The 14,628-nt window shown below is 56.1% G+C and carries 9 protein-coding genes and 3 pseudogenes; 10 read left to right on the plus strand and 2 right to left on the minus strand.

Annotated features, from left to right (window positions below; genetic code table 11):
* From AC2FND_RS16945 to AC2FND_RS16985, 9 genes and pseudogenes are all read left to right on the plus strand, one after another.
* Positions 1-222: pseudogene (locus AC2FND_RS16945) on the plus strand (Gfo/Idh/MocA family protein); the annotation flags it as partial.
* Between the two features lie 73 nt (positions 223-295).
* Positions 296-1,174: a sugar phosphate isomerase/epimerase family protein gene (locus tag AC2FND_RS16950; protein ID WP_480508060.1), complete on the plus strand. Its 879-nt coding sequence runs from the start codon at positions 296-298 to the stop codon at positions 1,172-1,174.
* A 34-nt stretch (positions 1,175-1,208) separates the two neighbouring features.
* Positions 1,209-2,618: an aldehyde dehydrogenase family protein gene (locus AC2FND_RS16955; protein ID WP_496771025.1), complete on the plus strand. Its 1,410-nt coding sequence runs from the start codon at positions 1,209-1,211 to the stop codon at positions 2,616-2,618.
* Positions 2,618-4,411 carry a thiamine pyrophosphate-binding protein gene (locus AC2FND_RS16960; protein WP_496771026.1) on the plus strand — a complete coding sequence of 598 codons (1,794 nt, stop codon included), beginning with the start codon at positions 2,618-2,620 and terminating at the stop codon, positions 4,409-4,411. The genes AC2FND_RS16955 and AC2FND_RS16960 overlap by 1 nt, the downstream gene beginning before the upstream one ends.
* A gap of 173 nt (positions 4,412-4,584) precedes the next feature.
* Positions 4,585-4,950, plus strand: a pseudogene (locus AC2FND_RS16965) (DDE-type integrase/transposase/recombinase); the annotation flags it as partial.
* Between the two features lie 178 nt (positions 4,951-5,128).
* Positions 5,129-6,097 (plus strand): carbon-nitrogen hydrolase family protein, encoded by a 969-nt coding sequence (locus AC2FND_RS16970; RefSeq protein WP_496771027.1) that lies wholly within the window; start codon positions 5,129-5,131, stop codon positions 6,095-6,097.
* A gap of 50 nt (positions 6,098-6,147) precedes the next feature.
* Positions 6,148-8,892, plus strand: coding sequence for an aminotransferase class I/II-fold pyridoxal phosphate-dependent enzyme (locus tag AC2FND_RS16975; protein WP_496771028.1), 2,745 nt, complete (start codon positions 6,148-6,150; stop codon positions 8,890-8,892).
* 19 nt (positions 8,893-8,911) lie between these two features.
* Entirely contained in the window at positions 8,912-10,363 is a 1,452-nt protein-coding gene (locus tag AC2FND_RS16980) for a biotin carboxylase (protein ID WP_496771029.1), read from the plus strand.
* A gap of 5 nt (positions 10,364-10,368) precedes the next feature.
* Positions 10,369-11,349, plus strand: a complete 981-nt coding sequence (locus AC2FND_RS16985; protein ID WP_496771030.1) for a C45 family autoproteolytic acyltransferase/hydrolase — start codon at positions 10,369-10,371, stop codon at positions 11,347-11,349.
* Positions 11,350-11,493: 144 nt separating this feature from the next.
* Here AC2FND_RS16985 and AC2FND_RS16990 read toward each other — a convergent pair whose 3' ends face one another.
* A complete protein-coding gene (locus tag AC2FND_RS16990; RefSeq protein ID WP_496771031.1) occupies positions 11,494-11,793 on the minus strand; it encodes a hypothetical protein in 300 nt (99 codons plus the stop codon).
* A gap of 238 nt (positions 11,794-12,031) precedes the next feature.
* Between AC2FND_RS16990 and AC2FND_RS16995 the strand changes: the two are divergent.
* Positions 12,032-13,939: pseudogene (locus AC2FND_RS16995) on the plus strand (DUF3604 domain-containing protein).
* Here the strand turns inward: AC2FND_RS16995 and AC2FND_RS17000 are convergent.
* A complete protein-coding gene (locus tag AC2FND_RS17000) occupies positions 13,865-14,581 on the minus strand; it encodes a neutral zinc metallopeptidase (protein WP_496771032.1) in 717 nt (238 codons plus the stop codon). The pseudogene AC2FND_RS16995 and the gene AC2FND_RS17000 overlap by 75 nt on opposite strands.
* Positions 14,582-14,628 lie beyond the last annotated feature (47 nt).

Below are 14,628 nucleotides of genomic sequence, written 5' to 3' on the forward strand. Positions count from 1 at the left end.
CTTGTCCGAACCGCACGGGGTTTTCCGGAAGGAATAATCGAGGCCTGGGGCAATCTCTATACCGAGTTTGCCATGGCCGTGGCTGCGCGGAGGGATGGTCGTGATTTGCCAGTCGGATGGCTTGGTATGCCCCGTGTTGCCCAAGGGGCAGAAGGCGTAAGGTTCATTGATGCGTGTGTGCGGTCGAATGATGCCGGTAGTGCGTGGGTGAAAATCTCGTAAATTGATGATTTACAAAATATCAGATATTTTGTATTTGATGAGAAGATAGAGACTCAGTCGCGGGAGGCCATCCATGTCAGATGCCATGCAAGCCAACAGCGGAGAACCGCTCTATTCCCTTGCGCATCTGACCTTGATCAACTGCACCCCCGCCGAACTGGTCTACATCGCCGCGCGTGCTGGCTACGACGCTGTCAGTCCGCGCTTCATCACCATGAACGTCCCCGGCGAATTCACCCAATCACCGCTCGACAAAGCACAGGTGCAGGCCACCATGACCGCACTTGGAACCACGGGACTTCAGGTCCTTGATATCGAACTGGCTCGTATCACTGAGGATTGTGATCCACGTGATTTTGAGGCGGCGCTCGAACTCGGTGGCGAGCTAGGCGCGCGTCACATGATTATGTCAGCCTGGACCACGCGGCGGGACGACCGGAATTTTCTTTTGGATGTCTATGCCGAGACCTGCGATCTTGCCGCGCCTTATGGCCTGACCATTGACCTTGAGTTTCCGTCTTTCTCGCGCCTGAGGACGCTCGATGAGGTGCTTGACATTGTACGTGCCGCCGATCGGCCGAACGGCGGCATTCTTGTAGACACGCTTTACCTGCATCTCAGCCGCGTCGATTTGGGCGAGCTTCTGCATGTGCCGCCTGAGTGGCTGCATTTCCTGCACATCTCTGACTGCTTGCCCGGCATTGCTGACACACGCGAGGGCATGATCCAGCTGGCCCGTGATGCGCGTCTCTACCCAGGCGAAGGGTGGATCGACTTTGCCGGCATCATCGAACGCTGCCCACCGATGAATTACTCCATCGAACTGCCCAACCAGAGCCGCGTGGCGGAACTTGGTTACGAAGAACACGCCCGCCGGTGCTTAACCCACGCCAAAGCGACCTTTGGTGCCGCCCGTTCCAAACGCCGCGTGGCTGAGCCGCTTGCGGCCTGATCCCGAAACATAGAAACACTGAGAGGAAGCCGTAGTGGCAAGAGAGTTGACAGAAGACGAAAAGATTCTGGCCCATGGCATGTTGGAGCGTGCCCGTGCCGCCCAATCGCAGATTGAAGCGTGGAGCCAAGATCAGCTGGACCGACTGAGCCAGGCTATTGCTTGGTATGCGGGCAATGAGAAGACATTCACGCGACTGGCGGAGCAGGGTGTCGATGAAAGTGGCATCGGCGATCGCAACGGTCGCCCCGCGAAACGCTTTAAGATCCAGATGGTCTTGCGTGATGTCTTGCGCACGCCGTCAACCGGTATTGTCGAAGTGGATGAGGCCAAAGGCTTGGTCAAATATGCCAAGCCGGTGGGTGTCATAGCGTCACTAATCCCAATGACCAACCCTGCAATGACGCCGCCAGTAACTGGTGTATCATCGGCCAATGCGCGCAACGCAGTGATCTTTAGCCCACATCCACGCACAGCGCAGACAACGTGGGAGATGACTGAGGTGATGCGCGCCGCGTGCCGCGCTGCTGGAGCACCAGAGGACCTGTTCCAGGCGGTTCGCAAACCCTCGATCCCGCTCACCCAGTACCTGATGAGCATCTGTGACCTGACGCTGGCAACGGGGGGCAAGCCCATGGTGCACGCAGCATATTCTAGTGGCCGGCCGGCGTACGGTGTAGGTGCAGGCAACTCCTCCATCGTGATCGACGAAACGGCAGACATCGATATCGCGGCGCAAAACACACGCATCTCGAAGACATCCGACTTTGGCTCGGGCTGCTCGGCCGATGGCAACATTATCATCCAGAAAAGCATCTACGACCGGATGGTTGCCGCATTGGAGGCCGAGGGCGGCTATCTGTGTGGCGCTGAGGAGAAAGCGATGCTGGAAAAGGTGATGTGGGACGAAAAGGGCAACCGTACATTCCCAACGATTGCATGCCGTCCACAGCAAACGGCAGACGTAGCGGGTTTCTCGATTCCAGAGGATCGAAAGTTCTTGATGGTGGAAAATCAGGGGCAGATCGGGTCCGAGCACAAGTTCTCGAAGGAAAAGCTCACGACGCTCATGGCGCTTTATCATTTCGAGACCTTTGACGATGCACTCAATACTGTTTCCGCCATCTACAACACCAGCGGCAAAGGTCACTCTTGCGGCATCTATTCGCACAACGATGAGAATATCGACCGGCTGGCGCGTTTGGCGCCGGTTAGCCGAATGATGGTGCGCCAGCCGCAATCCAAAGCGAATGCTGGCGCTTGGACCAACGGCATGCCAATGACCTCGTCACTTGGTTGTGGCGTCTGGGGTGGCAACATCACCAACGAGAACGTCACCATGAAGCACATGATGAACTACACTTGGGTCAGCCGCCCGATCCCTGAAGATAGGCCTTCGGAAGAAGAGCTTTTCGGCGAGTTCTATGGACAGGAGGTCGCGTAATGGACGGAAGCAAACTGGACGGAAAAACTGTCGCAGAACACATCGTCGACTTCCTTCAACGGCGGGAGGTGAAACACGTTTTTGGTCTCTGCGGTCACACGAATATTGCGGTATTGGCGGCTTTGGCGGAAAGCCCAATCGATTTCATCACCGTGCGTCATGAACAGATCGCGAGTCATGCCGCCGATGCCTATGCCCGTGTGCAAGGGCGCGCGTCGGTGGTGCTGTCACACTTGTCTCCCGGTTTAACAAACTGCGCTACCGGCGTTGCCAACGCTGCCCTCGATTGCATCCCGATGGTGGTGATCGCAGGTGATATCCCGACACACTACTACGGTAAGCATCCGCATCAGGAGGTTAACCTGCACGCTGACGCTGCGCAGTGGGAAATCTACCGGCCCTTTGTGAAGCGCGCCTGGCGTGTTGATCGCGCCGACTTAATGGCGGAAATTCTGGAAAAGGCTTTCCACCTCGCGGAAAGTGGCCAGCCAGGCCCCGTGTTGGTGAATGTTCCGATGGATATCTTCAGTGAGGTGATCCCGTCCGGCAGTTTCGACCGGGTCGCGCAAAACACGCGCGCGCTCAAGAAGCCGTCGATCGAAGACGAGACTGCGCGTGAAATCGTTACGGCACTGGCCGAAGCCGAGAACCCCGTCGCCTACGTCGGCGGTGGCATTCTGCTAGCACGAGCCTCGGAGGAGTTGGGCGCGTTTGTCGAGCACATGGGCCTTCCTGTTGCCCATAGTCTGATGGGCAAGGGCGCGTTGCCGGACAACCACCCTCTCGTCATGGGGATGACGGGTTTCTGGGGCACCTCGCTCGTGAATCAGACTTGCCTGAACGCAGATTACGTCTTTGCAATTGGTACTCGTTTCAAAGAGGCTGATTGTTCGAGCTGGTACCCTGGCTATACGTTCAACATCGGCGCAGACGGCAACGACACAAAAGTCATTCACATTGACATCGAGCCGCAAGAGATCGGGCGCAACTACCCGACCGAGATCGGTGTGGTGGCGGACGCGAAGGCAGCGCTGCGTGTCCTGACCCGCGTCGCCAAAGAGATGTACCCTGAAGGATTTGCTCGGGAGACGAAGAAGGCAGAGATTGCCGCGTTCCGCGAGAGCTTCAAAGCGTCGAATGCCGAAATGCAGACATCAAACGCATTCCCAATGATGCCTGAACGCATTCTCTCGGATACCCGCATGGCGCTGCCCGAAGACGCGATCATCACTACCGACGTTGGCTGGAACAAGAACGGCGTCGGTCAGCAGTTCGACATTCTGACGCCGGGTTCCATCCTCACGCCAGGAGGCTTTGCCACGATGGGCTTCGGCCCTCCGGGTGCGATCGGAGCCAAATTAGCCGCGCCGGATAGGGTTGTCCTTAGCCTTGTCGGTGATGGCGGTTTTGGACAGAATCCGTCGATGTTGGCCACGGCAGTTGAACTGAACCTCGGCATCATCTGGCTGGTGATGAACAACAACGCGTTCGGCACTATCGCGGGCCTTCAGAAAGCGCACTATGGCTTAACCTACGGCACGACCTTCCCCGGCTCGCCTGATGCGCCGACCAACGGTCCGGGCTATGCGGAAATTGCGCAGGCCTATGGGGCAGAGGGGGTGCGGGTAACTTCTGCCGAGGACTTGCTGCCTGCGCTGGAGGCCGCCATTGCCTCTGGCCGCCCCACGGTTCTCGACGTGCCGATGATCAACAACCCGACGCCGACGACCGGGCATTGGAACATTCTGGACATCTATTCACCGGATAAGGACGTTTCTCACGTGTCAACGTGACGGCGTGAAAAAGGAGCGCCTGACGGTAGAGCGTATGACAAAGGAGGGCAGCTTGAAGAAATTCGGTATCTCTGCGGCCCTCCTGGCGCGTTTTCGTGCCGCCCCATGTGCTCGATTAAGCCACTTTCCGTTCGAATGCGACCGGGCTTTTCCATCCCAGTGCTGAGTGCCTTCGGCGTAGTCGTCCAGCAGCCATCAGGTTCTTTGCAAAAGCACCATCGTCGAACGGAATCCCAATCAAAATCGTCATAGACAAGAGTGGTGCAAATGCAGCCGGTATTCGAGAAGTTAACAGGATTCTGATGCGGTTCGGGTGCTCTGCCAAAGTACAGACGATCAGGTCCAAATACCAAAACAACTTGATCGAGCAGGATCACAGATTCATCAAACGACGCGTGCGGCACATGTGCGGGTTCAAGTCGTTCAAATCCGCCTCGGCTACTCTGGAGGGCATCGAGGTCGCCAACACGATCCGCAAGCAGCAAAGCCTCAGCAATACGACGTCGGGCTTTCGGCTATTTGCCGAGATCTCAGGATAGGTGTGTCCACCAGGTCGCTGGTGCTGGCCGTTCCAAATGTTTGCGACACATCAGGTTCACGAGTGCCAGCGATCAAGCAGTTTGCGGCAGAAATCTGCGGCCCTCAAAAAACAGGCTGGTCACGGGGTTCACCTGAAAATAAAGTGATCAGACAGCTTACTCGGGAGAGATGCCCAATATGACTCCATTTGCGATCGCCGGCGTTCAGATGCACGTCGCAGCGCTTCATTCGAACGTCGAGGCGATGCGCCACCGTATTGAAATTCTGATGGCCCGGTTCCCGTGGACTCAAATGGTTCTGTTTTCCGAACTTGCGCCCTATGGGCCGTTGGACCGGTTTGCGCAGCCTTTTCCGAATGACGCAATATTGCAGTTTCAGGAGGATGCGCGCCGCTTTGGTATTTGGCTGATCCCCGGGTCGATGTTCGAAAAGACCGAAGATGGACGTATTCTGAACACGTCTGTCGTCATCAATCCCGATGGTGAAATTGTCGCCAAGTATTCAAAGATGTTTCCCTTCCGCCCGTATGAGGCCGGGATTTCGGCAGGGACTGATTTCTGTGTTTTTGATGTGCCGAATGTCGGGCGCTTTGGCCTTTCCATCTGCTATGACATTTGGTTTCCGGAAACGACACGGCAACTGACCAGCCAAGGTGTTGAGGTTCTTCTTCACCCGGTCCTGACCGGGACCACTGACCGCGAAGCGGAACTGGCCATTGCAAGGGCGACGGCGGCGCAGTTTCAGTGTTACGTTATTGACGTGAATGGTCTGGGGGCTGGTGGTGTCGGTCGTTCGCTGGTGGTCGATCCGTCGGCAACGGTGTTGCATCAGTCCGCCGGGCAGGAAGACATGTTCCCGATCGAAATCGATCTGGATCAGGTGCGGCGTCAACGAGAAACTGGTCTTAAGGGGCTTGGGCAGGTTCTCAAGAGCTTCCGTGATCGAGACGCAGACTTCACGGTTTATGATCGCACAAGTGGTGCCGACGCTTACCTGAACACACTCGGGCCGCTGGAAATTCCCCGGCAGGGCTCGGATCGCGGATTGCTGGCATCCGACCCCAGAACTTCGATTGAAGAAGCGGAAAGAGATTTGCTGACGCTGCCTAACCTTTCTGTCTTACACGGAAAGACAGGTTCGGATTAAACGGATCAGGAGGCGGCGCTGATCCGGACGCGACAGAAAGGAGGCAGGTATTGAACTTGCACTCGCAGAAGAAGAAGTTGCCGTCCCTAAGAGATTATTACAGCGCCACGCAACTTCGCGCTGATCGATGGAGCGCCTTACGAGAGGCTGCTGAAGGCCTCGCCCTGCATGGCAGGGAAAAGCGCCAGAGCCAGAAGCTGATGGCGACAGCAGAACATTTGTTTGATGTTCTGGAACCGATCGAACTTTATTGGGCGTTCCCTGGTATCCACGCCTTCGAGCATCTGCGGCGTCTTCTGCAAAATGGCAATGTCCAGGACCTGTCGATTTGCGTTCGTCGTATCGCACGCGCGCTGACCTCGGGCGCGTACAGGCGGCGGTCGATTCCACTGTCTTCCGATGAAATAGACAATGAGGACTACGAAGACGAAGCCTCGCTGACGCCGGAAGCCCGCGCGTTGGGACGGCCCTATTTCGAGGTGCTGATCGTAGACGATGTCACTGAACATCAGGAAAGGTTCCTGCGGCAAAACCTGCTGCGCATGCGTCGGCTGGAAGATTCGTTCATTTATGAACCGGTCATTGTTCCGTCTCTGGAGGACGCCCTGATCGGGGTTCTGTTCAACTACAACGTTCAGGCCGTCGTGATCCGGCCGGGCTTGTCGCTCAAATCGAAGATTGATCTTCCGATCCTGAACCAATACCTGACGCGCGTCAGCGAAGACGAGGATGTTGACGGCCTCGACCCGCATGAATACGGACCGGAGGCCTGTCGGCTTATCGAGAAGATCCGACCCGAACTGGACGCGTATCTTGTCACAGACCGTTCAGCCGAAGATATTGCCGGGCTGGACCTGGGCCGCTGCCGACGGGTCTTTTACAATCAGGAAGACTTTCAGGAACTGCACCTCAATATCCTTCGCGGCGTCGATCGCAGATTCAGAACCCCGTTTTTCTCGGCCCTGAAAGAATATTCGAAGCAGCCAACCGGTGTTTTCCACGCCATGCCGATCAGCCGTGGCAAATCGATCAGCCGCTCGCACTGGATTCAGGACATGGGGGCATTCTACGGGTCGAACATCTTTCTGGCCGAAACATCCGCGACGTCGGGCGGACTGGACAGCCTGCTTGAACCGCGCGGCCCGATCAAGGAAGCGCAAGACATGGCCGCCCGCGCTTTTGGGGCGAAACACACCTTCTTTGCCACCAACGGTACGTCAACGTGCAACAAGATCGTTGTTCAGTCGGTCGTCCGACCCGGCGACATCGTTCTGGTCGACCGGGATTGCCACAAATCGCATCATTACGGCATGGTTCTGGCCGGAGCGAGCGTGGTGTATATGGACAGCTATCCGCTGCACGAACATTCGATGTACGGTGCCGTACCGCTGAAAGAGATCAAGCACACCCTGTTGAAGCTGAAAGATGCCGGAAAGCTGGATCGCGTGCGGATGGTGCTGTTGACCAACTGCACCTTCGACGGGGTTGTCTACAACGTTCAGCGCGTCATGGAAGAGTGTCTGGCCATCAAGAAGGACCTGATCTTTCTATGGGACGAAGCCTGGTTCGGTTTTGCACGGTTTGACCCGACCTACCGCCAGCGCACCGCCATGGGGGTGGCCAACGTATTGCGGCAAACGCTGCGCACGCCGGAATCGGCCAGGGCCTGGGCGGCCCAGCAGGAAAAGCTTGAGGGTGCGAGCCACGAAAAGTTGCTCGAGACCCGGCTGATTCCGCCACCCGATGCCCGCGTCCGCGTCTATGCCACGCAATCGACCCACAAGACCCTGACGTCATTGCGACAGGGGTCGATGATTCACGTCAACGATCAGGATTTCAAAGGCGAGGTGGAGCAAGCTTTCCACGAGGCCTACATGACCCACACCTCGACTTCACCGAACTACCAGATCATCGCTTCGCTGGACGTGGGGCGCCGACAGGTCGAACTGGAAGGGTTCGAATTTGTGCAAAAGCAGATCGAGACAGCCATGTCGATCCGGCGCGCCATCTCGGACCATCCGGTTTTGCAGAAGTATTTCAAGGTAGTGACCGCTGGTGAAATGATCCCGGAACAGTTTCGGGAGAGCGGTGTCGAAGCTTACTATGATCCCGATCACGGTTGGGTCGAAAAGTGGACGATGTGGAGCCAGGACGAATTTGTACTAGACCCGACACGCATAACGCTGGCCGTGGGTGGAACAGGCTGGGACGGCGACACGTTCAAGACCAAGATCCTGATGGACAAATACGGCATCCAGATCAACAAGACGTCGCGGAACACCGTGCTGTTCATGACCAATATCGGGACAACCCGATCCTCGGTCGCTTACCTGATCGAAGTGTTGGTCGAAATTGCCAATGACCTGGACGAGCTTCTGGACGATGCCTCGAAGATGGAACGCAGGTCATTTGAGAACCGGGTCCAGGCTTTGGTCGAAGACGTGCCGCCGTTGCCGGATTTCAGCCGGTTCCACGATGCTTTCAGGGATGGATCAGATACGCCCGAAGGCGATATCCGAACCGCGTTTTTTCTCGCTTATGACGAGGACAACTGTGACTATATTCCGACCGATGACAAGCTGATGGCGCGGCTTGAAGCAGGCGAGGAGCTTGTTTCGTCCAGCTTCATAATTCCCTATCCGCCAGGCTTTCCGATTCTGGTGCCCGGTCAGGTCATCAGTCCGGAAATCCTGTCATTCATGCGGGCGCTAGACGTCAGTGAAATTCACGGTTTCCGCGAAGACCTGGGTCTGCGCGTGTTTACACAAGAGGCCTTGGAGTCCGTCAAAAAATAAAATTCAGGGGAGAGGTTAAATGCCCAAGAAGGTACTCAAGAACATTTCGGAGATCCGCCGTTACTTTCACACGAATTCGGACCCGATATACTTTGTCTCGGCGACCAATTTCAACCTGCTCGGACTGGATGAATGGGTCAAGAACTTCAAGTACATCTGCTATATGGATTGCTTTGACGGACGCCATCCCAACGTTCTGGTTCCTTCCGAACTTCCCCATGACGAGTTTCAGTCGATCGAAGACATCAACAACTATCTGCTTCAGCACAAGGAAGTTGTCGATTACGTCAAGGCGCGCGGCGGCAAGCCGAAATTCGTTTTCCTGATGTTCGACGAAAAGACGGAAAAACTGGTCAAGGAACTGGGCGGCGAAGTTTGGTTCCCCAAGGCGAAGCTGCGCACCAAGATGGACAACAAGATCGAAACAGTTCGGGTTGGAAACAAGGCGGGTGTCCCGTCGGTTCCCAATACGCTGTCCAAGGTCGATAGCTACGATCAATTGAAAAAGGTTTGCAAGAAAGCGGGGCTTGGCGATGATCTTGTCCTGCAAAGCGCGTTTGGAGATTCGGGCCACACTACCTTTTTCATCAAGTCCGAGGCCGATTTCCGCAAACACGAACATGAGATCGTGGGCCAGGGCGAAATCAAAATCATGAAACGCATCGACTGCCGGGGTTCGGCGATTGAAGCCTGCGCCACGTCCGAAGGCACGATTGTCGGGCCCCTGATGACGGAACTTGTCGGGTTCAAGGAACTGACCCCCTATCGCGGAGGCTGGTGCGGAAACGAAATTTTCTCGACCGCGTTCCCACCGAAGACACGCGAGAAAGCGCGGGAACTGACTTTCAAATTTGGCGAACAACTTCGCAAGGAAGGATATCGCGGCTATTTCGAACTGGATTTCCTGATCGACAAAAAGACCGGCGACATCTGGTTGGGCGAGCTCAATCCCCGGATCACGGGGGCGTCCTCAATGACCAACCACGCGGCTTTCGCGCATGCTGATGCGCCGTTGTTCCTGTTTCACCTGTTGGAATTCTCGAAAAAACCGTTCAACCTAGACGTCGAAGAGCTGAACGCACGCTGGGCCGATCCCGACATGATCGATTCCTGGTCGCAAATGGTGATCAAGCACACCGAGGACACAGTCGATATCATCACCAATGCCCCAGAATCCGGGATCTACAAGATGTTGCCGGACGGGCAGGTGGTATTCGACCGGTTCGATTATCACCGGCGTGCAGTTGAAAGCGAAGACGAAGCGTTCTTTTTGAGGATATCGAATGTTGGCGACTACCGGTACGAAGGGGCCGATCTGGGCATTCTCGTTACACGGGGCAGGTCGATGACCAAGGGTTTTCAGCTTACGGCAAAGTCGAAGCATTGGATCAATGGCATCAAGAACGCATTCTCGGCACGTCCGCTGCCATCGGCTCAGGCATTTGAGGATCCGGCGTTTAAGATTATGTAGAGTGCATGAAGCTAACCTTTCGCGCCGTAGAAGAAATGAAACCCGGACAGAAACTGTCCGGGATTTTCTCCGAATATCGAAATGCCTATCTTAAATGGTGGGCAAGCGAAGGGTTGTCATCACGCCCGACATATTCCGAGTGCCGTCATGCCCTGAAAACATATATGCCGGAAATGCTCGAGCCCTATGACATGCTGTGTGCCGCCTTTGGCGCCGGCGATCTGGAGGCGCGGTTCCTGAGCTTCTTTTGCCCGCCGCGCTATCTGGCCGGGTGCAGCCAGGCGATTTGGCAGGGGCCAGAACCGTTGATGGTGCGGAACTACGACTACAACCCTTCGGCCTTTGATGGAATTTTCCTGAAGACCGATTGGAACGGGCGTCAGGTTATGGGCACTTCGGATGGCTTGTTTGGATTGCTGGATGGCATGAATGATGCTGGGTTAACCGTTTCCCTAACATTCGGTGGCCGCCGCGCAGTCGGCGAAGGCTTTGGGGTTCCCCTGATCCTGCGATACCTTTTGCAGACCTGTTCGACGCTGGAAGAGGCGAAGGAGGTTCTGCTACGGGTTCCGTGCCACATGAGCTACAACGTTACGGTCCTGAACCGGGACCGGCAGTTTTTTACGGCGTTTCTTGCACCGGACCGGCCGACGCTTTTTACCCATGCTGCTGTTTCCACCAACCATCAGGAGCGCGTGGAATGGAAAAGCCATGCACGTCTCACCGCCACGGTCGAGCGTGAGCGTTTCCTTCTGCATCGCTTGACTTTGCACCCAGAGACGAAAGAGATTTTTGTCGGATCTTTCCTGAAACCGCCGCTGTACTCGCTGGCTTTCGATCAGGGTTTCGGAACCCTTTACACGGCAGCCTACCACCCCCACGATCTGACAGCCGAACTGCTATGGCCGGGGCGGAGATGGAAAAAGAGCTTTGGTCAATTTCAAACGGACAGTCTGCAGGTCATTTACCCACGGGATCAGGCCTGAAACTTGGCGGATCGGACAGGGCGGGCTGTTCAAGTAAGGTACACGTTACTGTACCCTAATTAATCAGAATCTTGTCTGAAATTGTCATGCAAAATCAAAGGTGTTATGCACGTCATTGTCTGACGTCAGCGCAAATGGGACAGTTTAAGTCGATTTGATAAGGGAGGGTTTCTGGCTCATCGTAACCGCCAGGGAGCGGAGATGAGAAAGAAACCCGGAACCAAGCAAAGCGCCAAGATGCCGGTCCCTGATTGTCCGGGCGACGGTCTCGATCAGAATGCCTTCAGTCGCATAAGTGGCGAAGCCGGTTTTCAGGGATAGAACAGATCGAACCAACCCTGTCGAGGCCATAGCGGCGTTCACAATTTTGGCCCCGGCATAATGGTCCAGCAGCTCGACGACATGCGAAACCTCGCGAGTTGTCACCATGTTGCGTCGCGTCATTTTGTCGGAAAATGTCCGGTGACACAACTGAACGAAGGAAGGCACAATCGTGCTTATTGCGCGGTTGCCATAGACGATCAGTTTCGGACACTGCGAGGATGGCCGGATTAATTGCATCCCAATCACTCAAGGGTGGAACCATGCAATCCGTCTCTACCAACCGCGCACCGAAATTCTTGAAGGGGACTGGACTTTTCGAGCGATCCGACCTGCAGACTGAACCAAGAAGGGGTTTGAGATGAAGAAAAGAGCAATCACGGCGGCGGGAGTCGCAATCCTCTGGGCAAGCACTGCATGCGCACAAGGATATGTAGGTGATGTTGCCGTTGACGCGGAAAATGTGACACTGGGCGCGCAGCACTATTCGCCTTTTCTCGACCAGTCCTATCCAAACCGCGTCTTCTTCGGCGATACGCACCTGCACACGTCCTATTCGACCGATGCCGGTATGCTCGGCAACTCTCTCGGACCGGATGAGGCCTTTCGCTTTGCCCGAGGCGAGAAAGTCCGGGCATCGCTTGGGGATTACGCGCAGCTTGTTCGCCCCCTAGATTTTCTTGTCGTGGCAGACCATGCAGAGAACCTCGGCCTCGCACCAATGATCGAGGAGTCGAACCCGGGTCTGCTCGCCATCCCGTGGGGTCGCAAAATCCATGATCGCGTCAAGGGGGGGGACCCGTTCGGCGCCTACGTGATGTGGGGAACCGAGATGGGGGCTGGCAATGACCCGTTGGACGATGACGACCTGACCCGCACCATCTGGAACCGGATCGTGGACACTGCCGAACGCTTTAACCAACCCGGCATTTTCACTGCACTGCACGGGTTTGAGTGGACATCCAGCCCGGACATGAACAACCTGCATCGCATCGTGATGTTCCGCGACGATGCCGACAAGGTCGAAGACCTGGTCCCATTCTCGAACTACGACAGCGTCGATCCTGAAGATCTCTGGGACTGGATGGAGCTATACGAGGCGGATACCGGTGGCCGCGTCATGGCCTTTGCACACAACGGCAATCTATCGAACGGCTTGATGTTTGACGACTTGCGGATGAACGGCGCGCCGATCGACCTCGACTATGCCGAGCGCCGCATGCGCTGGGAACCGCTCTATGAAGTGACCCAAATCAAGGGCGATGGAGAGACGCACCCGATGCTGAGCCCGAATGACGAGTTCGCGGACTACTACAACTGGGACCGGGGCAATTTTGGCAATGAGCTCAAGACACCCGAGATGCTGCCACGTGAGTATGCACGGCAAGCCTTGGCGCGTGGCCTCAAATTCGAAGAGGAAACCTGAGCCAATCCGTTCAAGTTCGGCATGATCGGATCGACAGACAGCCACACATCGCTTGCCACCACGCGCGAGGACAACTACTTCGGAAAGGCAACCCTGGGCGAACCCGGATCAGGTCACGAGCGCTATGATGAGAATGTCGTGCAACCCGATTTTTTGGGTGAGGCGGTCACCGTAAAGCACTATGAAACGCTGGCCTCCGGCCTCACTGCTGCCTGGGCGCGGGAGAACACGCGCGAGGCGATCTGGGACGCCTTCAAACGCAAGGAAGTCTACGCCACGACCGGGCCGCGCATGACTGTACGTGTCTTCGCCGGCTGGGATTTCACCGCCGATGAAGTACATCGCCCGGATTTCGCCAAGACCGGCTATGCGCGCGGCGTGCCCATGGGTGCCGATCTGTTTGCCGGTCCTGAGGGCGCTGTGCCAACCTTCATGATCCGCGCCTTGCGTGACCCGGATGGTGCCAACCTCGACCGCATTCAGATCGTAAAAGGTTGGGTGAACGCGGAGGGTGAGCCGCAAACAAAGGTGTTTAATGTCGCCTGGTCAGGCGTGCGTACTCTGGACGCAGACGGCAAACTCGGACAGGTCGGCAGCACGGTTGACGGCGCCGACTACACGAACACCATCGGCGCAGCGGCACTGGGCAGTTATTGGGAAGATGCGGACTTTGATCCTATGCAGCGCGCATACTACTACGTTCGTGTTCTGGAGATTCCGACGCCGTCATGGCTCGCCTATGACGAAGCATTCTACGGCCCGCTCAATCTACCTGAAGACGCGGTAATGGTGCAACAGGACCGCGCCTATACTTCGCCCATTTGGTACACTCCCACGCGGTGACATGATGTGACATGGCGATAATAGCAGCGGGACAACTCCGCAGAATGATGTCATTGCGGTCGTTCGGGAAGACTGTCTCGATGACCTCAAAGACGAGTTTGTCGAGGAACTCGAAGAAACTCGCGACAACGATGGTGGCAAATTGCTCGCGGGGGCAATTGACGACGCGGCAAGAGAGACAATCGAGGAATACAAATAGTCAACGTGGTGGCTTCGCTTGAACCTTCCGACGTCCGCTGCAAGCGAGTAAGACTGAGTTGGGCTCGAAACTGTCATGTGGTGGCGCCGCATTGATCCACGCCAGAGTTGACGAGCCAACATTGAGGATGGTCCTCTCCGGACGCTGAGTGTGCGTTTCAATGCTGCATCGCAGCTTCCCGGAAGCAGACATTGACGAGTGGTAGCGATACCCTCGCCCCAGACCACTTTGGTGTCTGCGAGGATGACGGCGACAAAATCCTCGGTTTCGTCGTCAATCTGAACAGGCGCATTTGCCTGCGGAGGTGCTACCTGACCTCCGCCACTCAGAAACGGTGTGATATCAACGCCAAAAAGCAGGCCGATCACGAGGACGACTATTGACCCAGCCCCTTGATCCGGGCCGTTTGGATGTAGAATCTGTTCCTGTTTCTTTCTTGTGATTAGGTTGCGGTCAAGGCCTGCTGAGCGGAGCCCTTGCGTAGCTCAAG

The sequence above is a fragment of the Ruegeria sp. BHSB056 genome, assembly GCF_059613305.1.

Bases quoted from the DNA above. Each gene is read 5' to 3' on its own strand.
- AC2FND_RS16980 (WP_496771029.1), top strand. From the start codon at position 8,912: ATGCCCAAGAAGGTACTCAAGAACATTTCGGAGATCCGCCGTTACTTT.
- AC2FND_RS16950 (WP_480508060.1), top strand. From the start codon at position 296: ATGTCAGATGCCATGCAAGCCAACAGCGGAGAACCGCTCTATTCCCTT.
- AC2FND_RS16990 (WP_496771031.1), bottom strand. From the start codon at position 11,793: ATGACGCGACGCAACATGGTGACAACTCGCGAGGTTTCGCATGTCGTC.
- AC2FND_RS16985 (WP_496771030.1), top strand. From the start codon at position 10,369: ATGAAGCTAACCTTTCGCGCCGTAGAAGAAATGAAACCCGGACAGAAA.
- AC2FND_RS16960 (WP_496771026.1), top strand. From the start codon at position 2,618: ATGGACGGAAGCAAACTGGACGGAAAAACTGTCGCAGAACACATCGTC.
- AC2FND_RS16970 (WP_496771027.1), top strand. From the start codon at position 5,129: ATGACTCCATTTGCGATCGCCGGCGTTCAGATGCACGTCGCAGCGCTT.